18 protein-coding genes are annotated in these 21,498 nt (G+C 33.0%); 6 read left to right on the top strand and 12 right to left on the bottom strand.

Going from position 1 to position 21,498, the window contains the following annotated elements:
• Positions 1-821, top strand: an 821-nt coding sequence (locus C4S35_RS08455) for an IS3 family transposase (protein ID WP_146059528.1), incomplete at its 5' end; no start/stop codon positions are given.
• 83 nt (positions 822-904) lie between these two features.
• Here C4S35_RS08455 and C4S35_RS08450 read toward each other — a convergent pair.
• From C4S35_RS08450 to C4S35_RS08425, 6 genes are all read right to left on the bottom strand, one after another.
• Positions 905-2,530 carry an amidohydrolase gene (locus C4S35_RS08450; RefSeq protein ID WP_103999753.1) on the bottom strand — a complete coding sequence of 542 codons (1,626 nt, stop codon included), beginning with the start codon at positions 2,528-2,530 and terminating at the stop codon, positions 905-907.
• A gap of 173 nt (positions 2,531-2,703) precedes the next feature.
• On the bottom strand, positions 2,704-4,380 hold the full coding sequence (gene asnB / locus C4S35_RS08445) for an asparagine synthase B (RefSeq protein ID WP_103999752.1): 1,677 nt from the start codon (positions 4,378-4,380) through the stop codon (positions 2,704-2,706).
• Positions 4,381-4,579: 199 nt separating this feature from the next.
• Positions 4,580-5,029 carry a hypothetical protein gene (locus C4S35_RS08440; RefSeq protein WP_103999751.1) on the bottom strand — a complete coding sequence of 150 codons (450 nt, stop codon included), beginning with the start codon at positions 5,027-5,029 and terminating at the stop codon, positions 4,580-4,582.
• A 113-nt stretch (positions 5,030-5,142) separates the two neighbouring features.
• On the bottom strand, positions 5,143-6,963 hold the full coding sequence (locus C4S35_RS08435) for a porin family protein (RefSeq protein ID WP_159916691.1): 1,821 nt from the start codon (positions 6,961-6,963) through the stop codon (positions 5,143-5,145).
• Positions 6,964-7,013: 50 nt separating this feature from the next.
• The gene (locus C4S35_RS08430; protein WP_103999750.1) at positions 7,014-7,877 is read right to left on the bottom strand and encodes a PhzF family phenazine biosynthesis protein; all 864 of its coding nucleotides are present in this window, start codon (positions 7,875-7,877) and stop codon (positions 7,014-7,016) included.
• A gap of 84 nt (positions 7,878-7,961) precedes the next feature.
• A complete protein-coding gene (locus tag C4S35_RS08425; protein WP_103999749.1) occupies positions 7,962-10,976 on the bottom strand; it encodes a tetratricopeptide repeat protein in 3,015 nt (1,004 codons plus the stop codon).
• 239 nt (positions 10,977-11,215) lie between these two features.
• On the opposite strand from C4S35_RS08425, the gene C4S35_RS08420 reads away from it, so the two are divergent.
• Genes C4S35_RS08420 through C4S35_RS08410 form a run of 3 tightly spaced genes read left to right on the top strand, consistent with a single transcriptional unit; the run spans position 11,216 to position 13,716 of the window.
• Positions 11,216-11,899 (top strand): cell division ATP-binding protein FtsE, encoded by a 684-nt coding sequence (locus C4S35_RS08420; RefSeq protein ID WP_103999748.1) that lies wholly within the window; start codon positions 11,216-11,218, stop codon positions 11,897-11,899.
• The gene (locus C4S35_RS08415; protein ID WP_103999747.1) at positions 11,899-12,789 is read left to right on the top strand and encodes a glycosyltransferase family 2 protein; all 891 of its coding nucleotides are present in this window, start codon (positions 11,899-11,901) and stop codon (positions 12,787-12,789) included. Before C4S35_RS08420 ends, C4S35_RS08415 begins: the two co-directional genes overlap by 1 nt.
• Positions 12,790-13,716, top strand: a complete 927-nt coding sequence (locus C4S35_RS08410) for a glycosyltransferase family 2 protein (RefSeq protein WP_103999746.1) — start codon at positions 12,790-12,792, stop codon at positions 13,714-13,716.
• On the opposite strand, the gene C4S35_RS08405 is transcribed toward C4S35_RS08410, so the two are convergent.
• On the bottom strand, positions 13,702-14,106 hold the full coding sequence (locus tag C4S35_RS08405) for a sugar 3,4-ketoisomerase (protein WP_103999745.1): 405 nt from the start codon (positions 14,104-14,106) through the stop codon (positions 13,702-13,704). The genes C4S35_RS08410 and C4S35_RS08405 overlap by 15 nt on opposite strands.
• A gap of 4 nt (positions 14,107-14,110) precedes the next feature.
• Complete coding sequence (locus C4S35_RS08400; protein WP_103999744.1) at positions 14,111-15,193, bottom strand: glycosyltransferase; 1,083 nt, start codon at positions 15,191-15,193, stop codon at positions 14,111-14,113.
• A 41-nt stretch (positions 15,194-15,234) separates the two neighbouring features.
• On the opposite strand from C4S35_RS08400, the gene C4S35_RS08395 reads away from it, so the two are divergent.
• A complete protein-coding gene (locus C4S35_RS08395) occupies positions 15,235-16,383 on the top strand; it encodes a glycosyltransferase family protein (RefSeq protein WP_103999743.1) in 1,149 nt (382 codons plus the stop codon).
• A gap of 57 nt (positions 16,384-16,440) precedes the next feature.
• Here C4S35_RS08395 and C4S35_RS08390 read toward each other — a convergent pair whose 3' ends face one another.
• The 4 genes from C4S35_RS08390 to C4S35_RS08375 are packed head-to-tail and all read right to left on the bottom strand — an operon-like array spanning position 16,441 to position 20,507.
• Positions 16,441-17,664 (bottom strand): O-antigen translocase, encoded by a 1,224-nt coding sequence (locus C4S35_RS08390; RefSeq protein ID WP_279627782.1) that lies wholly within the window; start codon positions 17,662-17,664, stop codon positions 16,441-16,443.
• 52 nt (positions 17,665-17,716) lie between these two features.
• Positions 17,717-18,859 (bottom strand): DegT/DnrJ/EryC1/StrS family aminotransferase, encoded by a 1,143-nt coding sequence (locus C4S35_RS08385; protein WP_103999741.1) that lies wholly within the window; start codon positions 18,857-18,859, stop codon positions 17,717-17,719.
• Positions 18,856-19,869 (bottom strand): GNAT family N-acetyltransferase, encoded by a 1,014-nt coding sequence (locus C4S35_RS08380; protein WP_103999740.1) that lies wholly within the window; start codon positions 19,867-19,869, stop codon positions 18,856-18,858. Before C4S35_RS08380 ends, C4S35_RS08385 begins: the two co-directional genes overlap by 4 nt.
• Positions 19,870-19,904: 35 nt before the next feature.
• Complete coding sequence (locus tag C4S35_RS08375; protein ID WP_103999739.1) at positions 19,905-20,507, bottom strand: trimeric intracellular cation channel family protein; 603 nt, start codon at positions 20,505-20,507, stop codon at positions 19,905-19,907.
• A 140-nt stretch (positions 20,508-20,647) separates the two neighbouring features.
• Between C4S35_RS08375 and C4S35_RS08370 the strand changes: the two genes are divergently transcribed.
• Positions 20,648-21,433 (top strand): TrmH family RNA methyltransferase, encoded by a 786-nt coding sequence (locus C4S35_RS08370; RefSeq protein ID WP_103999738.1) that lies wholly within the window; start codon positions 20,648-20,650, stop codon positions 21,431-21,433.
• The last annotated feature ends 65 nt before the right edge of the window (positions 21,434-21,498 follow it).

The following is a 21,498-nucleotide window of genomic DNA, read 5'->3' as shown; positions in this document are numbered from 1 at the left end:
AAGTTCTACAAGTGAGTAGTGGAAGTTATTACCGATGGAAAAAACAAACAATCACTGCAAGACAGCAACGAAAAATCGCCATAAAAGAAAAGATAACAGTGATTTATTTTGAATCCAAACAACGATACGGAAGTCCTAGAATAACATTAGAACTTAGGAGTATTGGTTATAAAATTTCAAGAATTAGTGTAGCAAAATATATGAAACAGCTAGGCTTACGAAGTAAATTATGCAAGAAATTCAAAGTAACGACCAACTCAAATCATAATTATTTAATCGTTGAAAATATATTAAACAGAGGGTTTATTGTAAAAATGCCTTCAAAAGCTTGGGTTTCTGATATCACCTATATTCAAACCAAAGAGGGATTTGTATACCTGACAACTATTATGGATTTGTACGACCGAAAAATTATAGGTTGGAGTTTGAGCGATGGAATGAGTACGGATGAAACCTCGCTTAAGGCTTGGAAAATGGCGGTTAAAAACCGAAATATTAAGGAAGGTTTGATTTTTCATTCCGACAGAGGTGTTCAATATGCAAGCAAAAAGTTTGTAAATGTTCTTGATTCCTATAAAAAAATAACCCGCAGTATGAGCCGCAAAGGAAATTGTTGGGACAATGCAGTAGCGGAAAGCTTTTTTAAATCCTTGAAAACTGAATTGATTTATGGAAACAAACTTATTTCTAAAGAACAAATGAAACTAGAAATCTTTGAATACATTGAAATTTGGTACAACAGAAAAAGGAGACATTCTGCTTTGAATTATGCAACTATTGAAGAATTTAACAATCAAATTAATTACAAAAATGTAGCTTAACTTAATGTGCAGTTTTCATTTGCATATCCATACCATAAAGTAAAGCATTACATAATAAATTACAAAGCATCCCTAAGATTTATTTATTTTACTCTATCCCCTTTTAAATAAGTACTTACCGGCTTCATTTTAATAATTTTACCCTCATCAATTTTCATTAAATCTTGATTATAAATCACAAAATCAGCCCACTTACCCACTTCTAAACTTCCCTTTTCTTTTTCTTCGAAATTAGAATAGGCAGCCCAAATAGTCATTCCTTTTAAAGTCTCTTGCCTTGTCAATGCATTTTCCATCTGGAAACCACCTTTTGGATAATTCTTACTATCTTTTCTCGCCACTGCAGCGTGAAAAGTTAACATAGGATTTACCTCTTCTACTGGGAAATCAGTACCCAAAGCTATAATTCCAGCTTTTTGAAGTAACTTTTTATAAGCATAGGCATTTTTTATTCTTTCTTTCCCCAATCTTTCACTAGCCCAATACATATCTGAAGTGGCATGTGTAGGTTGCACCGAAGGAATAATTCCAAATTTAAAATAATCAAAATCCTCTTCCCTCAAGACTTGTGCATGTTCAATTTTCCATCTTCGGTCTTTTTTACCAGCTAAAACTTCCTTATATATCTTTAGCAAAACCGTATTTGCCGAATCGCCAATAGCGTGCGAATTCAGCTGAAAAGGAGAAGCTGCAATTTGTTTAGCTATCGATTTTAATTCTGAAATAGGAGACAGCAGTTCACCAAACTGTTTTGGCTTATCTGAATATGGCTTATGCATGCAAGCACCGCGAGAGCCCAAAGCACCATCACCATACATCTTAAAGGAACGCACATTTAGATTATCCGTTTTATAAATCCCCTTTTTTAGGAACAAATCAATATTCTTTTGGTTTGCAGTGACCATAGCATATACATTGAGCTTCATCAATTTTGCTTTCTGCAAACTATCCATCAAATAAATAATATCCGGATCCAATCCTGCATCATTTACGGTTGTCAGTCCGTAATCATACATTACTTTTTCGGCATCCAATAAAGCGGCAATTTGTATTTTACGGGTTGGTTTTGGGATTATTTTAAAAATTAACTCCATGGGATTATCCACTAAAATTCCGGTTGGTTCTCCATTTGCTATTTCAATCTGACCGCCGGCCGCTTTCGTATCTTTTGTAATTCCCGCTAATTGTAACGCTTTACTATTCACAAGTATTGCATGGCCATCTACTCTATTTAAAACAACGGGAATATTTGGAAATTCGGCATCTAAATCTGCTTTTGTTGGGTATTTCTTTACCTCCCAATCATTCTGATCCCAACCATTACCAACAATAAAATCGGGATTTTTTTCTTTTTGAAAAGTCTTTATACGAGTAATTATTTCCTTCATACTCCTAGTTCCGCGCAAATCAACTTCTTGCAAGCTGAGTCCGAAGCCATAATAATGACAATGTGCATCAATCAAACCAGGGTAAATAAATTTCCCTTTACAATCCACCGTATTTTTAGATTCATAACTATTTGTTATTTCTTCATTGGAACCAATTTTAAGAATTTTTCCATCACTCACAGCCATAGCAGTTGCAGTGCCAAATGTTTTGTCCACTTTATAAATAGTCGCGTCCGTAATAATCAAATCAACGGTATTCTTATTTTTTTTAAGACAAGAAACAAGTGAAAATAAAGCAATAATTAAAATATAGCGTTTCATAGAAGGGTGTTTAATTAGGCTAATATAAAAAACTGCAACCAATTATTTAGATAATGCCTGATTTTAAAGTTTTTTGTACTTCCATATTTTCGAATAAAGGTTGTTTTTTCAAACGAAAAAAGACGCTCTCCAAATGGAGAACGCCTTAATCTATTTATAAAATCTTGATTGAATTAAACTTTCATATATGCATCATCATGTACACTAGCAACCGCTCTTCCGGAAGGATCATTCATGTTCTTGAATGCTTCATCCCACTCTAACGCAATTTTTGTACTACACGCCACGCTTGCTTCTTGTGGAACACACAAAGCAGCTGCATCACTTGGAAAATGCTCATGAAAAATAGAACGATAATAATATTCCTCTTTTGAAGTTGGCGTTTGTAAAGGGAACTTGTATTTCGCATTTGCTAATTGCTCATCCGAAACTTCTACCGCTACGACTTCTTTTAAGGTATCAATCCAACCGTATCCTACACCATCACTAAATTGTTCTTTTTGTCTCCAAGCTACACTTGCCGGTAACATATCTTCAAAAGCTTTACGAACTACCCATTTTTCCATTGGGTGTTCTGCATTGATCATTTTATCTTGGGGATTAACTCTCATCGCCACATCCATAAACTCTTTATCTAAAAACGGTACACGTCCTTCAATTCCCCATGCAGCTAAACTTTTGTTAGCACGCAAACAATCGTACATGTGCAATTTACCTAATTTACGCACGTTTTCTTCATGAAATTCTCTAGCGTTTGGCGCTTTGTGGAAATACAAGTATCCTCCAAAAAGTTCATCTGCTCCTTCCCCTGATAACACCATTTTGATACCCATAGATTTAATAACTCTTGCCATTAACCACATTGGTGTTGATGCTCTGATCGTAGTCACATCATACGTTTCTAAGTTGTAAATCACATCTTTAACCGCATCCAATCCTTCTTGGATAGTGAATTTAATTTCGTGATGAATGGTTCCAATATGATCCGCCACTATTTGAGCTGCCGCTAAATCTGGAGAACCTTCTAATCCTACCGAGAACGAGTGCAATTGAGGATACCATGCATCAGCAACATCTCCGGATTCAATACGTTTTTGCGCATATTTTTTGGCCACAGCCGAAGTAATAGAAGAATCTAACCCTCCTGAAAGCAATACTCCATAGGGCACATCACTCATTAATTGTCTATGAACCGCTGCTTCTAAAGCCACTTTAATTTCGTTAATGCTGGTTACATTGTCTTTTACGGCATCATAATCAACCCATTCTCTTTTATACCATTGTACAAATTCGCCATCTTTGCTTGACATATAATGTCCCGGAGGAAACAATTGGATTTTTGTACAATATCCTTCTAATGCTTTCAATTCTGAAGCCACATAGAATGTTCCGTGTTCATCCCAACCAATGTATAACGGAATAATTCCCATGTGATCACGAGCAACAAAATACTCATCTTTTTCGACATCATAAATAGCAAATCCAAAAATCCCGTTCATTTCATCTATAAAATGAGGTCCTTTTTCTTTGTAAAGTGCCAAAATAACTTCGCAGTCACTTTCCGTTTGAAAGTTATATTTCCCTTCAAATTGTTTACGCAGTTCTCTGTGGTTATAAATTTCACCATTTGCTGCTAAAACAAGTTGTTTGTCTTCACTCAATAAAGGTTGTTTCCCGGAAGCCGGATCAACAATTGCCAAACGCTCATGAGACATAATCGCTTTTTCATTACTGAAAATCCCACTCCAGTCCGGTCCACGATGACGGATAATTTTAGACATTTCTAATACTTGTGGTCTTAAAACTTCCGCTTTTTGTTTTAGGTCAAAGGCACATACTATTCCACACATAACTATATATTTTTAATGTTTTATTTATTTTGATAGGGCAAAGATGCAATAACAGTTACAATTGAAAAACACTAATAGTCATTTCAGTTATAAATTATAACTAAAAAATGATTTTTACTATAAAGATGCAAGTATTTTAAAGTACAAAATAGTATTCTGGTTATAATTCTTAATTCATGGCAGATTAATTAAAGAAATATTATAAAATTTCCTCAATCAAATATTTGGTCGAATTAATTTCAAAAGTAAATCCTACCCCATTGCCCATTAATTTATTGCCCAAAGGAGATTGCGGCGACAACGCAATAATACTTACTTCATCGACATTAATTTTAGGGAGTGCGACGCTTAAATACAAATAAATTCCATTGGCTCGAATCAAACTTCCAACAATAATATTTTTAGAGACATTCGCAGCATCAATTTTATCTAAAACTACTTTTTGAGCCATTACTTCTCTTAATTTAGTATTCAGTTTTTCCTGCTCGATATGCATCATAGACAAAGCGGTTTCATGTTTGTCTCCTGCCGAACCTTTAGCGTCGTTTTTAGAATCCTCGGTAAGCGCTAAAATCATATCTTTGAAAACGTCGATACGGTCTTGAACTAGTTGCAGGTAATATTGATGCATTTTTTGTTTAAAAGTCATTGGATGGGATTAACCGCGAAGTTCGCAAAGTTTTACGCAAAGTTCACAAAAAAATAAATTAAAATCTTTGTAAACCCCACGCTTTATTTAATCAATTTTCAATTGAAAAAAAATTAAAAATCGAATTTATAATTTACACCCGCCACTATTTGAAACCCTTGAACCGTATAGTTCAACCATTTTTCATAGGCTTTGTTAGTAATATTATTTGCTCTTAGAAAAGCAGTAAATCTTTCATTGTATTTGAATCCAACGTTAGCATTCAAATCAAAATAAGATTTCAGTACAATTGGATTTTGACTTGGAGCAACTATATAAACTATATCCTTATTCGTTTTATAATCCTTACGTTCCCCTACATAAAACACATTGACACCAGCAAACCATTTTTTAGTTATGGCAAAATCGATGTTTGAATTCACTTTTATTTTTGGCAAATTCCAAGCTTCACTTTCTAAATCATTGGTATAAGTGCTAAAAGTTCCATTGATTCCAAAAGTCACATTTTGTGAAAAATCAGCTTTTAGTTCTCCATAAAAACTCAAAGTTCTCATATCATCATAAACCACTTGCAAGGAATTCCCAAAAGCATAATTTTCATTTGTGCTTCTTTCTGTGTAATCATTGCTTCTAAACAAAGCTTTATTTCTTTCATTAAGATAAGAACCTCTTACATTATAACTTACATTATTCGTCAGTTTTCCTTTCAACCCGGCAAAAATATCATATTGTTTATCCGTTGGTGCAATGTTTACTGTAGGTGAAAGAAATGGGTTTTCCTCAACAAAGTCCTGATAAGAGTTTTGTTCTAAATTGCCTTCGGCTCCAGCGTAAAAAATCATCAAATCACCTACCACTTTGTATGAAGCACTAATTTGTGGGTAAATTAAAAATTTGTTATTGCTTTTTTCATTGTCCAAACTATAAAATATACCGGCTCCAATATTCAACGTCCAATCGTCTTTTAGCACTACAAAACTAGGTTCTATTCCAAAATTAGTAAAACCATATTTTAGCGGTTCTACATTTGTATTTGAATAATTTTTCTTGAAACTTCCCCCTACATAATCAACAACTAAATTTGTTTTTACAGCGGTGTCCATTATATCAACTTTGAATGAAGGTTTTACATAAAACCGATTCTCAGAGGACCCATACATATCTGAAAAATGATTAAACTTAAGAACCGCTTCATCAAAAACACTTTCTGTAAAATCTATTTTTCCGCCAGCCGTAATTGTATTGTAATCCTGTTGTGGTTTTATTCCGTTAATCAAAGTCCTCCTATCCGACGGAGTCATTCCGCTTCCAAAATCAGTAGGCAAGCCATACCAGTTGTATACTTGATTCTGATAACCCAAATCAAAATTCCAAGACAAATCTTTTTCATGAGCTCCGTAAGTCAAATCGATAGCCGTATCATAAAACCGGTCGTCAAGCTCAACACCTTTTATGCCTCCTTGCGAAGAATGGTGTTTAAACATTCCCCCCACATAATTATTGTTGTTAAGATCATAATTAACGAATAATTCTCCAACAAAAGTTCCGTAATTTCCGATGCCAAAAGTCGCATAATTCTTAAATAAATGTTCTTGTTTCTCTTTTTCTACTCCTTCAGCCTTTCCTTTGGATGGCGTAAAAGTCGAAGCTACCGGAAAAGAAAAAATAGTATATTTTATAGTTTCTTTTTTAGCATTTCCTTCCTCTTCCAGCGTAGGTGTTTCCTTAACTTTGAAAGCATCCGAAATTGTTGGTGTGTAGGGTTTCACAACATTTACAGTCTCTGTGCCAATTTGTTCCTTTTTTTGAGCGAAAGAAAATTGGAAGACGAATAAGAACAAAATCCCCAACCCAACCCTGCTCGAAGGGAAGGGAGCCGAAAACGTTGCTATCTTATTTGTGAATGATTTTATGTTTAAATATTTAAATGCCATGTTTTATTTTTTTACTTCTTATTTATAACTCTTACCTTCTAACCTAATAATTACACTTCCCATTCCCCTTTTGCAACGAATTGTGTTTTTCCTCCAATTTTTATATCGAAATGTTTTTCAGATAATTTACCCTTAAAATAAATTTGCGAAGGTCTATTAATATAGTCCCCTTGATGGTTTATGATTTCAATTTCAGTCAAATGATATTTCAAAAGAAAAGCCTGCAAACAAGTACTGGCACTTCCTGTGGCTGCATCTTCTTTGAGTTGGTTGTCTTCTATACACAACATTCTGCTGATTAGTTTTAAATCTTCTAAGCAATAAAAATACAAGGCTCTATGACTGGTTTTGCAATGAGCATGCAACCATTTGTTCATTTTACCTTGATCCAGAATTAAATTTTCTAATGCTTTTTTATTTTGAAGAGGCACAATCACAAAAGCGCTCCCTGTGGTAACTTCCTGAATTGGAAATTTATCATCAAAATCAGAACTGCTTAAATTACTGAAGGATGAAAAATCTTCGGTTGAAAAAGTGTCCATAAACTCCGGTTGAGCTGCCTGCAACCAAACCAAATCGCCCGATTGATTAACGGGAATTTCACCTATTGGAACCGATAAAACTATATTTTGAGGCTGATTTTCAAATATTTTGTTTATCAGAACCCAACAAGTACCTATTATAGGATGTCCTGCAAACTTCATTTCATATTCAGGAGTGAAAATTCTGATTTCTGCCGTATTATTTTCAGGACTAATTTTGGTAATAAAAGTGCTTTCCGCAAAGTTAATTTCTCGGGCAATTTTTTGCATATTGGCATCACTTAAATTTTCTGCATCAAAAAAAACAGCTAATTGATTGCCTGCGTATTTCTTTTCCGCAAAAACATCCACAATATAAAAGGGTATTTTCATTCTTTTTTATTTTTAAGCTTTTAAATTATTTCCAAATTTATTTCTTCAATAAACCCTGAAACAATTCCACTCTTTATCTTTAAATTACTTTGTTACTGATGAATTTGTTTTGGATTCTTCGGCTTTAATAGTATCCAATTCCGTTTGCGCTTCTGAAACAACATTTGGAAAATCAGTGAAATTTTGTATTACATTCTCCAAAATGTAAGTCGCCTGATAGCTGTCTTTCAATCCGTAAAAGTTTTTCGCCATCAATACCAAACCTTTGGCTCCAAAATATTTGTAGCTGGAATAATTCTTCGCTAATTTTTGAACTGCCGTATTCGATGCTTCAAACTTCGCCTCTTTATTTTTAAAATAAGCGTCATAATACAAGGCTTCGGCCGCTAATTCTCCTTTGGCAATTGTCAATAATTTCGCGTAAGCAACTCGTGCTTTCGCCTCATCGCCTGTTTGTATTGCTGCACGTGCTATTATAATTTGAGCATCACTTTTTACATTATCATCCGTTTTAGGATTCATCAAAACTTTCTCCGCATAAATTACTGAATTTGAATAATCCTTGATGTCATAATAACTTTTCATCAAATTGGATTGTGCAAATGTTTTGTTTTGAGATAAATCAGCTTCGTTTTCTAATCGAGATAATACTGGAATTGCTTTATCATATTCTTTGTTTTTTAGAAAAATTTGAGATAATCTTGACAAAGATTGTTCAGTAAATTCACTTCTGGGTTGTGCGATCACAAACTCATAATTGGGAATTGATTTACTTTCTGACCCTTCTGAATAATACGATTGTGCAAGATAATAATTAGCATTTAAAGCATGAATTCCTCTTGGAAACTTAGCCACATAACCACTAAATCCTGCAATAGCCTGTTTTGTATTATTTTGTTGAAATTGTTTCTCGGCAGCTTCGTAGGTATCGTTGTCAAGTTCTGCATCGGTAACCGCAACAAAATCTAAAGTTCGTACCCAGTTCGCATATTCATCCACTCTGCCGCCATCTACATAAATCAGTCTGGCGGTTGCAACTGCTTCTAATGCCTCAGGACTTCTGGGAAAATCAGCAGCTACTTTTTTGAATTTCACTAATGCCTGCTCATCTTTATCCGAATTATAATAAATTAATCCTTGACGCAAAATGGATCTGGAAGTAAAAGAACCTTTCTTAAATTCCGCATTTAATCGTTCGTATGTTTTTATCGCGAGATCATTTTTGTTCTCAGCAACATAGGTATTTCCAAGTTCGAACATTGCATCATCTCTATAATCTGATTTTGGATACAATTGTAGAAAAGCATTTAGATCATCAATTTTCTTATCGTTTTTAGAGATAAATCCATAAGAAATTGCTTTTTGGAAGTAAGCATAATCTGCATCAACACTTTTCGATTCGACCACTTTAGTGTAAGCATCCATCGCCGCTCCGTATTTTGAAGTAACAAAACGACAATCCGCTAAACGCAAGTAGGAATCATTCAAACGTACTTTATCGTCTTTTGAAGTTGCTATTTGGCTTTGGAAATAATTCCCTGCCTGATCGTACTCTTTCAATTTGAAATAGGCGTAGGCAATGTTATAATTAACGTTTTTAAACTCCGGTGTGTCTTTGGCTTGAGCCAAACCCATAAACTGTTTAAAACTCATCAAAGCCTCTTTATAATCATTCAAAACATATTCGGTTTCTCCTTTCCAGAAAGTAGCTCGTGCGGTAAACATGGCCTCTTTTTGTTCGTTTATTGATTTAGTAAACATTTTTGATGCTTCCTCATAATTTCCATCGGTATACAATTCTAAACCTCTGTAGAAAAGGACTTTTTGATACGCTAACTTGTTTTCGGGTGATTTATTTCTTTCCAATAAAACTAAGGCTTCTTTGTAGTTTTTAGAGGAAATATAAGAATCAATCAAAAGTTTTTCTATTTCTGAACGACTTGCATTATCCGGATATTTTTTCACGAAAGCTTGCAAAACGGAAGGAACACTTTGATATGAATTTCCTATTTCATAACTCAATTTTGCATAATTTAAACTCGCATCTTCTTGAATTGCTGCATCAAAATTCATTTCGGATGCATTTTTGAAAGCATTCAAAGCCTGTTGTTTTTTATCGGTATTCATGTAACTTTCCCCCAAATGATAATAGGCATTTTGAGCTACGAAATCTTTTCCTCCTATGATTTTATTGAATTGTGAAATGGCGTTTTCGTAATCTTTTTGTTTGTAATACGCATATCCCAATTGATAAAAATCCGTATTGTTCCATCTTCCTTTTTTCCCTTTATAAGCCACCAAATAAGGAATAGCTTTGTCATATTGTTTTAAATTAAAATAGCTTTCGCCAATAATTTTATTCAATTCTGATTTTTCTGCAGAATTTGATTTGGCCATAGCTTTTCCGCCTAAATCAATTGCTTTTTCAAAATTCCCCAGCTTAAAATTCATATCTGCCTGGTAATACGAAAGCTTTTCTTTGTATTTTTCTTCACCTGAAACTTCGTCAAAATATTTTGTGGCTTGCTTATAATCATCTCCTTCATACGCCATAAAACCAAGATAATACTTAGCCTGAGAACCATATTCAGCGGAGTTTACAACTTTGTTCAAATAGACGGTGGCATCCTTTTTCTTTTTGGCATTAAAAAAACTATACCCTTTCTGGAAATTAAATTTATCGCGATCACTGCTGCTCAATTGGCTTTCATCCACTTTATCAAACCATTGCAACGCTTGTGGATAATTCCCTTGGTCAAAATAATAATGAGCTACTTCAATATAAGCTTGGTTTTGTTTTGTGCTGGTAGGATAATCCGCTACAAATTGTTCCATCAATTCATCAGCATTGGATTGATTGGTACGAATAGCGCAATTTGCGATATAATAAGCACAATCCGATTGTAGCTCTTCGGTGGCAGCCGTTTCTTTTACTTTATCGAAAATAATTTGAGCTGATGCGTATTGCTTATCATTAAATAAAGACAGCGCTTTATTATACTCTTTTAAATCATGTGTGTAAATAGTTGATTTTTGTGCTGAACCTGTAGCAGCTATAATAAAAAGAAGAAATAAGTAGAGCCAAGAAATTTTACGCATTGTATTTTTATTTAATAATTCAAATGTATCATATTCTGTAGTCTATAACGAATCGTTATTCGTTTTTATTATAAACATTTTTTTTAACAATTTAGATTTAGTGAGTCAAGAGGAGTGTATTTTAGATAATCATTCCACGTTCCAGCACTTATTATTTCAGTAATTCTTCTTAATTGAATAAAATTTATTTTGAATACAACCGTTATCTTATTACTTTTACCCAATAAACAAAATCTCCTATGTCTCAACCTGTATTGTCTTTAAAAAATGTAACCATTTACCAAGAAGGAAAAACGATTTTATCTCAAGTAAACTTGGAGGTAAATCACGGAGAATTTCTATATATAATTGGAAAAACAGGTTCTGGAAAAAGCACCTTAATGAAAACTTTATATGGAGATTTAGCATTAACAGAAGGAGAAGGCCATATCGTAGATTTTGATTTAGCTACTTTAAAAGAAAATGACATTCCTTTTTTGAGAAGAAAAATTGGAATCGTTTTTCAAGATTTCAAATTACTGCCAGATCGCACTATAAAAGACAATATGTTATTTGTTCTTAAAGCAACTGGCTGGATTGACAATCAAGAAATGCAACGAAAAATTGACGAAGTACTGGATAAAGTTGGAATGATCGAATTTGGCAATAAAATGCCACATCAACTTTCTGGTGGTGAGCAGCAACGTGTTGCCATTGCAAGAGCTTTGCTAAACGATCCTGAACTAATCCTTGCTGATGAACCTACAGGAAACCTTGATCCACAGACCAGTGCCGAAGTATTGGAAGTTTTAAAAAACATCAATGCTAACGGAAAAACTATAATCATGGCAACTCACGATTATGCTTTGCTAATGAAATTCCCATCGAAAACATTAAAATGTGAAGACGAAAGAATATTTGAAGTAGTTCAGAGAACGGCATAATGCTTTCCATTCTTATTCCTACATACAATTACAACGCTTATCCTCTTGTGCTGGAATTACATAAGCAATGTACAGATTGCGGAATACATTTTGAGATTATAACCATCGATGATGCATCATCGGAATATCAATCAAAAAATAGTTCGATTCAATTTTTAACCAATTGTTCTTTTGTTGAATTATCACAAAACATTGGAAGAAGCAAAATCCGAAATTTACTGGCCTCAAAGGCAAATTATGACTGGTTCCTTTATGTAGATTGCGATACTTTTCCTGAAAATTCCAGTTTTATTTCAAATTATATTAGTCAAATTAATTTATCTGTTAAAAAAGTATTTTTTGGAGGAATAGTTTACACCAAAGAAAAACCGGATAATGACCAATTATTACGATGGATATCTGGACAAAAAAGAGAAGCTATACCCCTTTCTGAACGAAAAAGAAATCCTTATAAAACCACATTTGTTTCCAATCTTTTAATAAAAAAAACAGTTTTTGATATATTTTCATTCGATGAAAAAATAACAAAATATGGTTATGAAGATTTTGCTTTTATTCAAACTTTAAAACTAGAAAATATTGATATTGAACATATCGAAAATCCTGTGTTTCATTTAAATTTAGAAACTTCATCGGTGTTTTTATCAAAAACAAAAACGGCTCTTGAGACACTTTTATTTATTTCAAAAACAAATTCTAAAGTTGAAATCGATAGTAAAATAATTAAGACTCACAAAATGCTGTGTGATCTGAAAATTAATTTATCGATCGCAAAGTTGTTTCAAAAATTAGAATTAAGGCTCGAACATCATTTAACTTCAGAAAAACCTACATTATTAGCATTTGACTGTTACAAAATTGGCTATTTTTGTTATTTAAACAGTAAATAGATGCCTTTTTTTTCTGTAATAATTCCACTTTTCAATAAAGAAAAATTCATTGAAGCCACTTTAAAAAGTGTTCTTAATCAAACATTTATTGACTTTGAAATACTGATTATCAATGATGGCTCGACAGATAACAGTGTTACAATTATTGAAGGATTTGACGATCCCAGAATTCGTTATTTTTTTAAAGAAAATGCAGGAGTTTCATCAGCAAGAAATGATGGAATCGAAAAAGCACAGTCTAATTATATAAGCTTTATAGATGCGGATGATTATTGGTACCCGGATTTTTTAGAGGAAATGTTTAAAATCATTCAAAACTATCCCCAGCAAAAAGTGTTTTCGGCAGCTATCGAAATTGAAACATCAAAAAAAGTTATTCCTGCGAGCTATTCGATTATAAGAACGAACGATTGTGAAATTGTAAATTACTTTACTGCCAGTAGCAAGGAAACCGTTATTTGCACTTCCTGTGCCGTTTTTCATAAAAGCATTTTCGAAGAAACAGGAAATTTTGACATTACAGTAAAAAGCGGTCAAGATACTGATTTATGGATTCGAATCGGGATGAATTACCCTGTTGTCTTTTCTTGGAAAATCTTGGCACGATATATTTATGATGAAAATAGCCTTTCGAAAAACAAAAATTATCTAAACAAAAAAATTAATTTTTCGAAATTTGAAGAACAAGAAAAAACGAATCCAAGACTAAAAAAATTCCTTGATTTGAATCGGTTTTCATTGGCAATAAAATCAAAATTAATTGCTGATGATGAAAATTTCAATTGTTATTATAAAGCTATTGATTTGAAAAACATAACATTCAAAAAACGATTTTTACTAGCCATGCCTTCGCTTATATTAAAAGCATTAATCCATTTGAAATTAATTTTAGCCACTAGCGGCGTGGGTTCGTCAGTCTTTAAATAATTTGAAATCTTGATAATCTCTGATATAATCCCCTTCATCAAACTCATCCGAAGCCAATACCAAACAAACGGAACCCGAAGAAAAATTCTCTAATTCTCTCCAAATTCCCATAGGAATCAAAAGGCCAATATTAGGTTTGTTTAACGTTACTTTTCTTGTTGCCGCACCATCGTTCAAAATAACATCAAAACTTCCGCTTAAAGCAACCAACAGTTCTTGTTGTACTTTGTGTGCATGTCCTCCCCTTTCGCTGCCACTTGGAACATCATATAAATAGTATACTCTTTTGGATACGAATGGTATTGTATCTCTTTCTATAACAGAAAGATTCCCCCTTGAATCACAAATTTTTGGGATTTCGATTAATCGAACATCAGTAGTAACTGTCATAGTTTTAAAATAAAATGGATTCCCACTGTTTTGAAATGGTTTTTAAAGATAAATGTTCTACACTTTTGGACGCATTTTTTTTACAAAAATCATACAAATTAGTATCATCAACCAGTTTCTTCATTGCTGATGCCAAAACAGGTGAATTATTATTTTCTATCAATAAACCATTGAAGCCATCCTTTATCAGCTCTTTAGGACCAGAATCGCAATCTACGGAAATGACAGGCGTTCCTAAAGCTAATGATTCGACTATAGACAAAGGAAAACCTTCATGGCGACTTGTCAGAATCGTAAACTTGGCTTCTTGAACGTATTGAAATGGATTTTTATTAAACGGATAAATTCTAACAAAGTCTTTTAATTGTAACCGTTCAATGTTTTCCTGGATAATCGCTAAATCAAGTCCCTCTCCCATCAAAAGCAATTTATACCCTTGAAGGTAAATTTTTGAAAGATGAAAGGCTTCCAACATTAAACTGAAATTTTTTACTTTTTCGTCAAACCTTCCAAAATACATAATATATTCTCCTGAAATCGGCATTTCCTTTTCTATTTCAATTTTAGAAAAATCATATGGATTGTGAATCGTTATGGTATTCTTCAGATCAAATTTTTGTTTTATTATTTCTTCGATAGCATGAGAAACACTTATAACTTTGTCTGCATTTTGATACAACCATTTAGAAAAAAAAACAGATTTTGGAAAATATGTAACGGTATTATAACTGTGAACCACGTACCATTTCTTTCTTTTACCATATATCCATTTAGCAATTATTTCTCTGGGCAAATTGTTTCTGGGCCTATTGTCAATAATACCATTTATTCCATTTTTTTTTAAATAGTGATTCAGTAGAAATCCTTTTTTAATTTTTTTAAAAAATGGAAAAGAATCCGCACTTTCAATCCCTAAGTTCATTAATTTACCGGCATATTCATAATCAACAACATCGTTTATAATTATGTTGTGTACTTCTATATTTAATTTTTCCAACATAAAACTTAACAAGGAAGCAAATCGCTCTGCTCCGCCACTTCCTAAAGAGGTAGAAATTATGGCGACTTTATTTTTGTTTTGTGTCATTCTGATCTAAAAGTAAATATATTTGTCAAATATACACATAAATGAAAGTTTTACTTGTTGGTGAATTCAGCCGATTACACAACTCTCTTAAAGAAGGTTTGCAGGAATTAGGTCATGAAGTTTATATTTTGGGACATCAGGATGGTTTTAAAAATTACCCGGTGGATTTTCCTATTGAAAAAAAATGGGACAGCGGACTTTTGAAAAAAATAAAAGTAACTTTACATACCATTTTTGGGTTTGATGTAAGTTCTTATCTCACTTATATTCAGTTCAAAAAAAACAAATCCAAATTTACTGGCTTTGATGTCGTACAACTCATCAATGAAAATAGTTTTTATTGCCAATATTATTACGAAAAAAAAATTCTAAATTTCCTCTTTCAAAACAATTCAAAGACTTACTTATTATCGTCCGGTTATGATTATCTGAATGTAAAATATTGTTTTGAGAATCCTGTCTTTAAGTCTACTATTTCTGCATATTTAACTGGGAAAATTAATCCGAAAAGTTTCGAAAATGTATTGAAATTTAGAACTGCATCCTTTAAAAAATTACATCAATTTATATATTCTAATATTCAAGGAATTATAGCGTCAGACATCGATTACCATATTCCGCTGTTGCAAAATTCAAAATATTCAGGATTAATTCCAAATCCAGTAAACACCATTAAAATTGACTTTCAGCCTTTGAGAATTTCTGATACGATTATTATTTTTCATGGAATTAATGAAGCTAATTATTACAAGAAAGGAAATGATTATTTTGAAAAAGCATTGTCTATTATTGAAAAAAAATATGGCACTACCGTTCAAATCATAACAACTCGTAACATTCCTTATTCGACTTACATTGATTTATATAATTCTGCTCATGTTGTATTAGACCAAACCTATGCAAATGACCAAGGATATAATGCACTAGAAGCAATGGCAAAAGGGAAAGTGGTTTTTACGGGAGCTGAAAAGGAGTTTACAGCACACTATAATGTAACGGAAAGAGTCTGCATAAATGCTTTACCTGATATCGATTATTTAGTCCATGAATTGTCATTTTTGATTGAAAATCCTAACGAAATAATCGCAATTGGTAAACGAGCCAGAGCCTTTATTGAGAAAGAACATGACTATATCTTGATTGCTAATAAATATTTGGAGGTTTGGAATTCCAAAACTACTTCTTATTAATTTCTCTTAATTGCTGAATATCTAATTATTATGTTTTTGTCCAATTGATATAAAAGATCAAAACAAACTTTTTCTAAAATAAACGCAAAGCACCACCAAATAAACAAAATTATCAAAAGCTTGTGCCATTACTATTCCTTGAATTCCAAATTCATTAATAAAATAAAGGCTCGAAAGATACAACACGGTAAGCGAAAATAACTCTGAAATTATGAAGGCTACTGTCAACTTTTTGGCAAAAAATTGATATCCTAAAATCAAGGAAGCTACTTTTAGAACATCCCCTGTCAGTTGCCAAAAGAACAAAGTGGTTACGGGAAGAAACGCATTGGTAAAAAGTAAATTGACAATGAAAAAGCGCAAAAAATAGACTATTACAAGCCCAACAATAAAAACAGGCAAAATCATTTTATAAAAACTCCAAAACACTTTTTTAGTCTCCAGATTATTCTGTGCAACAGCCAATTTCGGCAAAAAATAAACACTCAAAATTGTGGTGACAAATAACATGTAATACGTCGAAATTCGGGTAATAGTTTCCCAAAAACCAGCTTGCTCTAAGCCAACAATCTCAATTGCATTTTTTCTAATGACCAAAAAAACTAAAGGTCCTAAAACTGATGACACGAAAGCCATCAAAGAGTACGATGATAAATTTTTTATAATTTGAAAATCATATTGATGCAACCGAATCGTTTTGAAAAAATTAATTTCTTTGTTAATAAAATAGAACATTACAAAAAACATCAAAGCAGGTGAAATAACTAAAGAAAGTAAAGCTCCTAATGTTTCATACTGTAAAATCATACCGATTGACAACAATAACCCAACTGCATTTCCTGTTACATTAATCCAAATTACTTTTTTGAATTGCCCCAGACCATTAATTACGGCAATCATAAAAACAGAAATAGCATACCAAGGTAAAGCCAATGCTAACACTTTAAAAATAATTACGTAATCAAAATTATTTCCAAAAATCGCCTTGTTCCAAAAGGTGGCAAAAAAAAACAAAACGCCACTTAAAACAGTGACAATAGCTAACAAACTTATAAAAACTGTTGCAATTATCTTAGTAAGCTGATTTTCATTTTTTCCGTTTTCGGCAGTATATTTTATAATTCCGTTTTGAAATCCTAAAGTCGAAATACTTTCTAATGAAGTCAAAAAATTTCTAAGATTCCCCACTAATGCCATTCCGCTTGGACCTACAAATACGGCCAATAATTTTGACGTTATTAATCCAATTCCAATTTTAAAAATCACACTCAAACTGTTCAAAGATGAAATCTTAAACAGCTGTGTTTGGGTTATCTTTTTAATACATTCCAACTTAATACTTGTTTAAAACAGCTACAATATAGCTGACCTCATCCATCGTCAAAACTGGGCTTATGGGTAAACTTAACACTTCATCATGAATTTTCTGGGTAATTGGAAAAGACAAATGATTCCACAAAGACAATGCCTTTTGATTGTGCGGAGCAACTGGATAATGTATTACGGTTTGAATACCCTTTTTATGCAAATACTCTTGCAAATCAAGTCTATTTTGCGTTCGAATGACAAACAAATGAAAAACATGATTAGACTGCTCCGTTCCTAGCAATGAAACTGTTGGAAGAATTATTTTCTCGTTTTTAATTTCGGATAAATAGCGTTTGGCGATTGTTCTACGCTTTTCATTTTCATAATCTAAATTCGGTAATTTTACGTTCAGGAAAGCAGCTTGCAATTCATCCAGCCTTGAATTTATGCCGATATAATCATTGTGATATTTCGTTTCCGAACCATAATTCCGGAGTGACTGAATGGCTTTAGCTAATTCCGAATCATTTGTAGTAACTGCTCCCGCATCGCCCAATGCTCCCAAATTTTTTCCTGGATAAAAACTGTACGCAACGCTTGATTTTTGATTGTTGATTACTTCGTCAGTTCGACCTGCGGTCTCGGGCGTTGATTGTTGATTTCTTACTGCGCCATGAGCCTGCGCGGCATCTTCTATTACCAACAAATCATTTGCAACAGCAATTTCATTTATCGCATCCATTTCAGCCAGTTGTCCATACAGATGAACTGCTAAAATGGCTCTTGTTTTTGAAGTGATTTCCCCTTGAATTAAGTCGGGATTGATGTTGTAGGTTTCCAACTTTGGCTCGACCAAAACAGGAATTAAATCAGCTTGTAAAATAGCCAGAATACTAGCTATATATGTGTTTGCTGGAACAATTACTTCATCGCCTTTTTGCAATTTTCCTAATTGAATATATCCTTTGAAAATCAAAACTAAAGCGTCGAAACCATTTCCTGTCCCAATACAATGCTGTGTTCCGCAATACTTGGCAAAACTGGTTTCAAATGCTGCTACTTCATTTCCTAAAATATACCAACCGTCATCTAAAACAGTTTTCAATTTTTCTTGAAAAGCGGCTTCATACAGCTCGTTTATTTTTTTTAAATCAAGAAATGGAATCATTTAATAAGTATGTTTTTTGATTTAGTAAAAAATGAATTTAGTTTAACATAATTAGTGGTTTCTACCTCATAAAAATCATGAATTATTGTACTGGCTCCGAAACTTTCTTTCCAATACGATAATCCATCATTCAGTTTTTTTCCTTGCGATTCATTTGAAATTCCAAAATCAAAAAATCGTTTAGAGGCAAAAGTATCTGTTATTAAAAAATGATACAGAAAGTCTAAACTCCCCAGATTCTCTTCATTTTCATATTTAGAAATGTATTGACAATGCGCTACGTTTTCACTTTCGAAAACAGTTGTTCCCGCAACAATTTTATCATTATGATATACATTAAACTGGCGAATATTTTTAGGAAAAAGGCTTTTTAAAAGTTTCATTTCTGCAATGGAATGAACCGGTTTTACGCTATGTCTTTCGTCTAAATTTGGAATCAAAACTTCGTTCCAAAAAGATTCAAAATCAGTTTCTTCTTTAATAACTAATCCGAATGCTTTTCCTTTTTGAATGCCTCTTTTTCTAATTTTTGAAAAATCATATTTTTGTGATAAAGCAATCACTGACAAACTATCTCTTCGCACTAATTTGGCTTCTGCCAAAAACAAAGCATATTGAATTTCTTCAGCAGGTTTATTATGATAAATTGATGGAATCGTTTTTAGATGCAGTTTTTCTATCTTATTTTCTTTTAAAAACAACAAAACAGCTCTAAAAGCAGTGATTACATTCGTCAATTTAGACTTTCCATTAATCACTAATCCTCCGTACGTCAATCCCTGATGGGAAAAAATTTCATTCCCAACTTTATTCGCCGGAACGACACCAACCCATTTATCCTTATACGAAACAATTAAAGAATAATCCTCGAATCGATCCTCGAATCGATCCTTGTGGTATTCTATGAAATCACGGTGAAACAGAAAAGTAGCATTTTTGGCTTGACCTATGAAGGCATTCCAATTTTCATAATCGCTTTCCTGATATTGTTTGACGAAGAAATTTTTCACTATTTAATTTTAGACTTTGTGAAAGTAATCATTTTTTATTTATGTTCTAAAGTGGGTAAATACCATTTGAATTTCACGGCCATCAGACGAACTGAGATTATAACCAAAGAGGTTGTCAAGTATAAAACATCATTGTCTAAATCCAATTTTCGAAGCAGAAAAAAGACAATTCCACCCAAAATACAAATCGTGGCATAAATCTCTCTTCTGAAAATGACAGGAATCTCAGTACACAAAATATCTCGGATTACACCGCCAAAACAAGCTGTCATGGTTCCTAATGCTATACAAATAACAGGATGAAGACCAACACTTATGCCTTTTTCAAGACCTATTAATGTAAAAACACCCAATCCAATCGTGTCAAATAAAAATAAGGAAGTTCGTAATTTGTAGAATTTTTTTCTAAAAAGTATGGCCAAAATAAATCCAATCGCGATTACATAAACATAATTCAAATCCCGCATCCACCCCACCGGCGTTCTACCAATCATGATGTCACGCAAAGTTCCTCCACCCACAGCGGTTACAAAAGCAATTATAAAAACCCCAAAAGGATCCAGCTTTTTATTCATGGCCGTCAATGCGCCAGACATGGCAAATGCCATCGTACCGATGATATCTAATAGGTGAAACATTTAAAATATAAGATTATGGATTTTTACAAATTTAAAGAAAATACTCCTTAAAAACCGCATTTCTGATAGGTAAACTATTCCATTATAGAATTTAAAAAAAGGTGGTAACTTAGCACCATAATAACTTAGCATCATTTCCATTGAAACAAATCACTTCGATACAAAACCCATACATCAAATCTTTAGTATTATTGCAGGAAAAAGCAAAGGCACGCAAACAATCCGGAACATTTTTAATAGAAGGAAAACGGGAAATTTCAATCGCCATAAAAGGGGGTTATCAAATAGAAACGCTATTGTTTTTGCCTGAAATTTGTTCCGAAACCGAAGCCCGAAAATTATCTTTCAATACCGAGTTAATTGAGATTAACAAAGATGTTTTTCAAAAATTAGCCTATCGGGATACTACCGAAGGTATTTTGGCTGTAGCCAAAACCAAATCACTGGAATTGTCGGATTTGGAATTATCTGAAAATCCTTTGATTCTTGTTGCTGAAGCTCCCGAAAAACCAGGAAATATAGGTGCTTTATTACGCACCGCAGATGCAGCCAATTTAGATGCCGTGATTATTGCCAACCCAAAAAGCGATTTATACAATCCAAATATTGTGCGTTCCAGCGTAGGTTGTTTGTTCACTAACCAAATTGCTACGGGGACAACTTCGGAAATTATTGCTTTTTTGAAAGAAAGAAAAATCAATTTTTATTGTGCAACTTTACAAAATTCAACCTCATACCATACGCAAGATTACACTACGCCAACCGCTCTGGTCGTGGGTACGGAAGCAACTGGCTTGACAGAAGAATGGCGGAAAGAAGCGACCCAAAATATTATTATTCCAATGCAAGGCGAAATCGATTCTATGAATGTTTCAGTTGCAGCAGCAATTTTGATTTTTGAAGCCAAAAGACAAAGAGGGTTTTAGATTTCTGATTGCAGATTAACGATTTTTGATTACAGATTTAAAAAAACAAAAAAATATTAAAGATT

The sequence above is a fragment of the Flavobacterium urumqiense genome, from assembly GCF_900108015.1.
GTDB classification, from domain to species: domain Bacteria; phylum Bacteroidota; class Bacteroidia; order Flavobacteriales; family Flavobacteriaceae; genus Flavobacterium; species Flavobacterium urumqiense.
The sequence above is the reverse complement of the archived record's forward strand: the minus strand, read 5'-3'. Positions and strand labels throughout refer to the sequence as shown.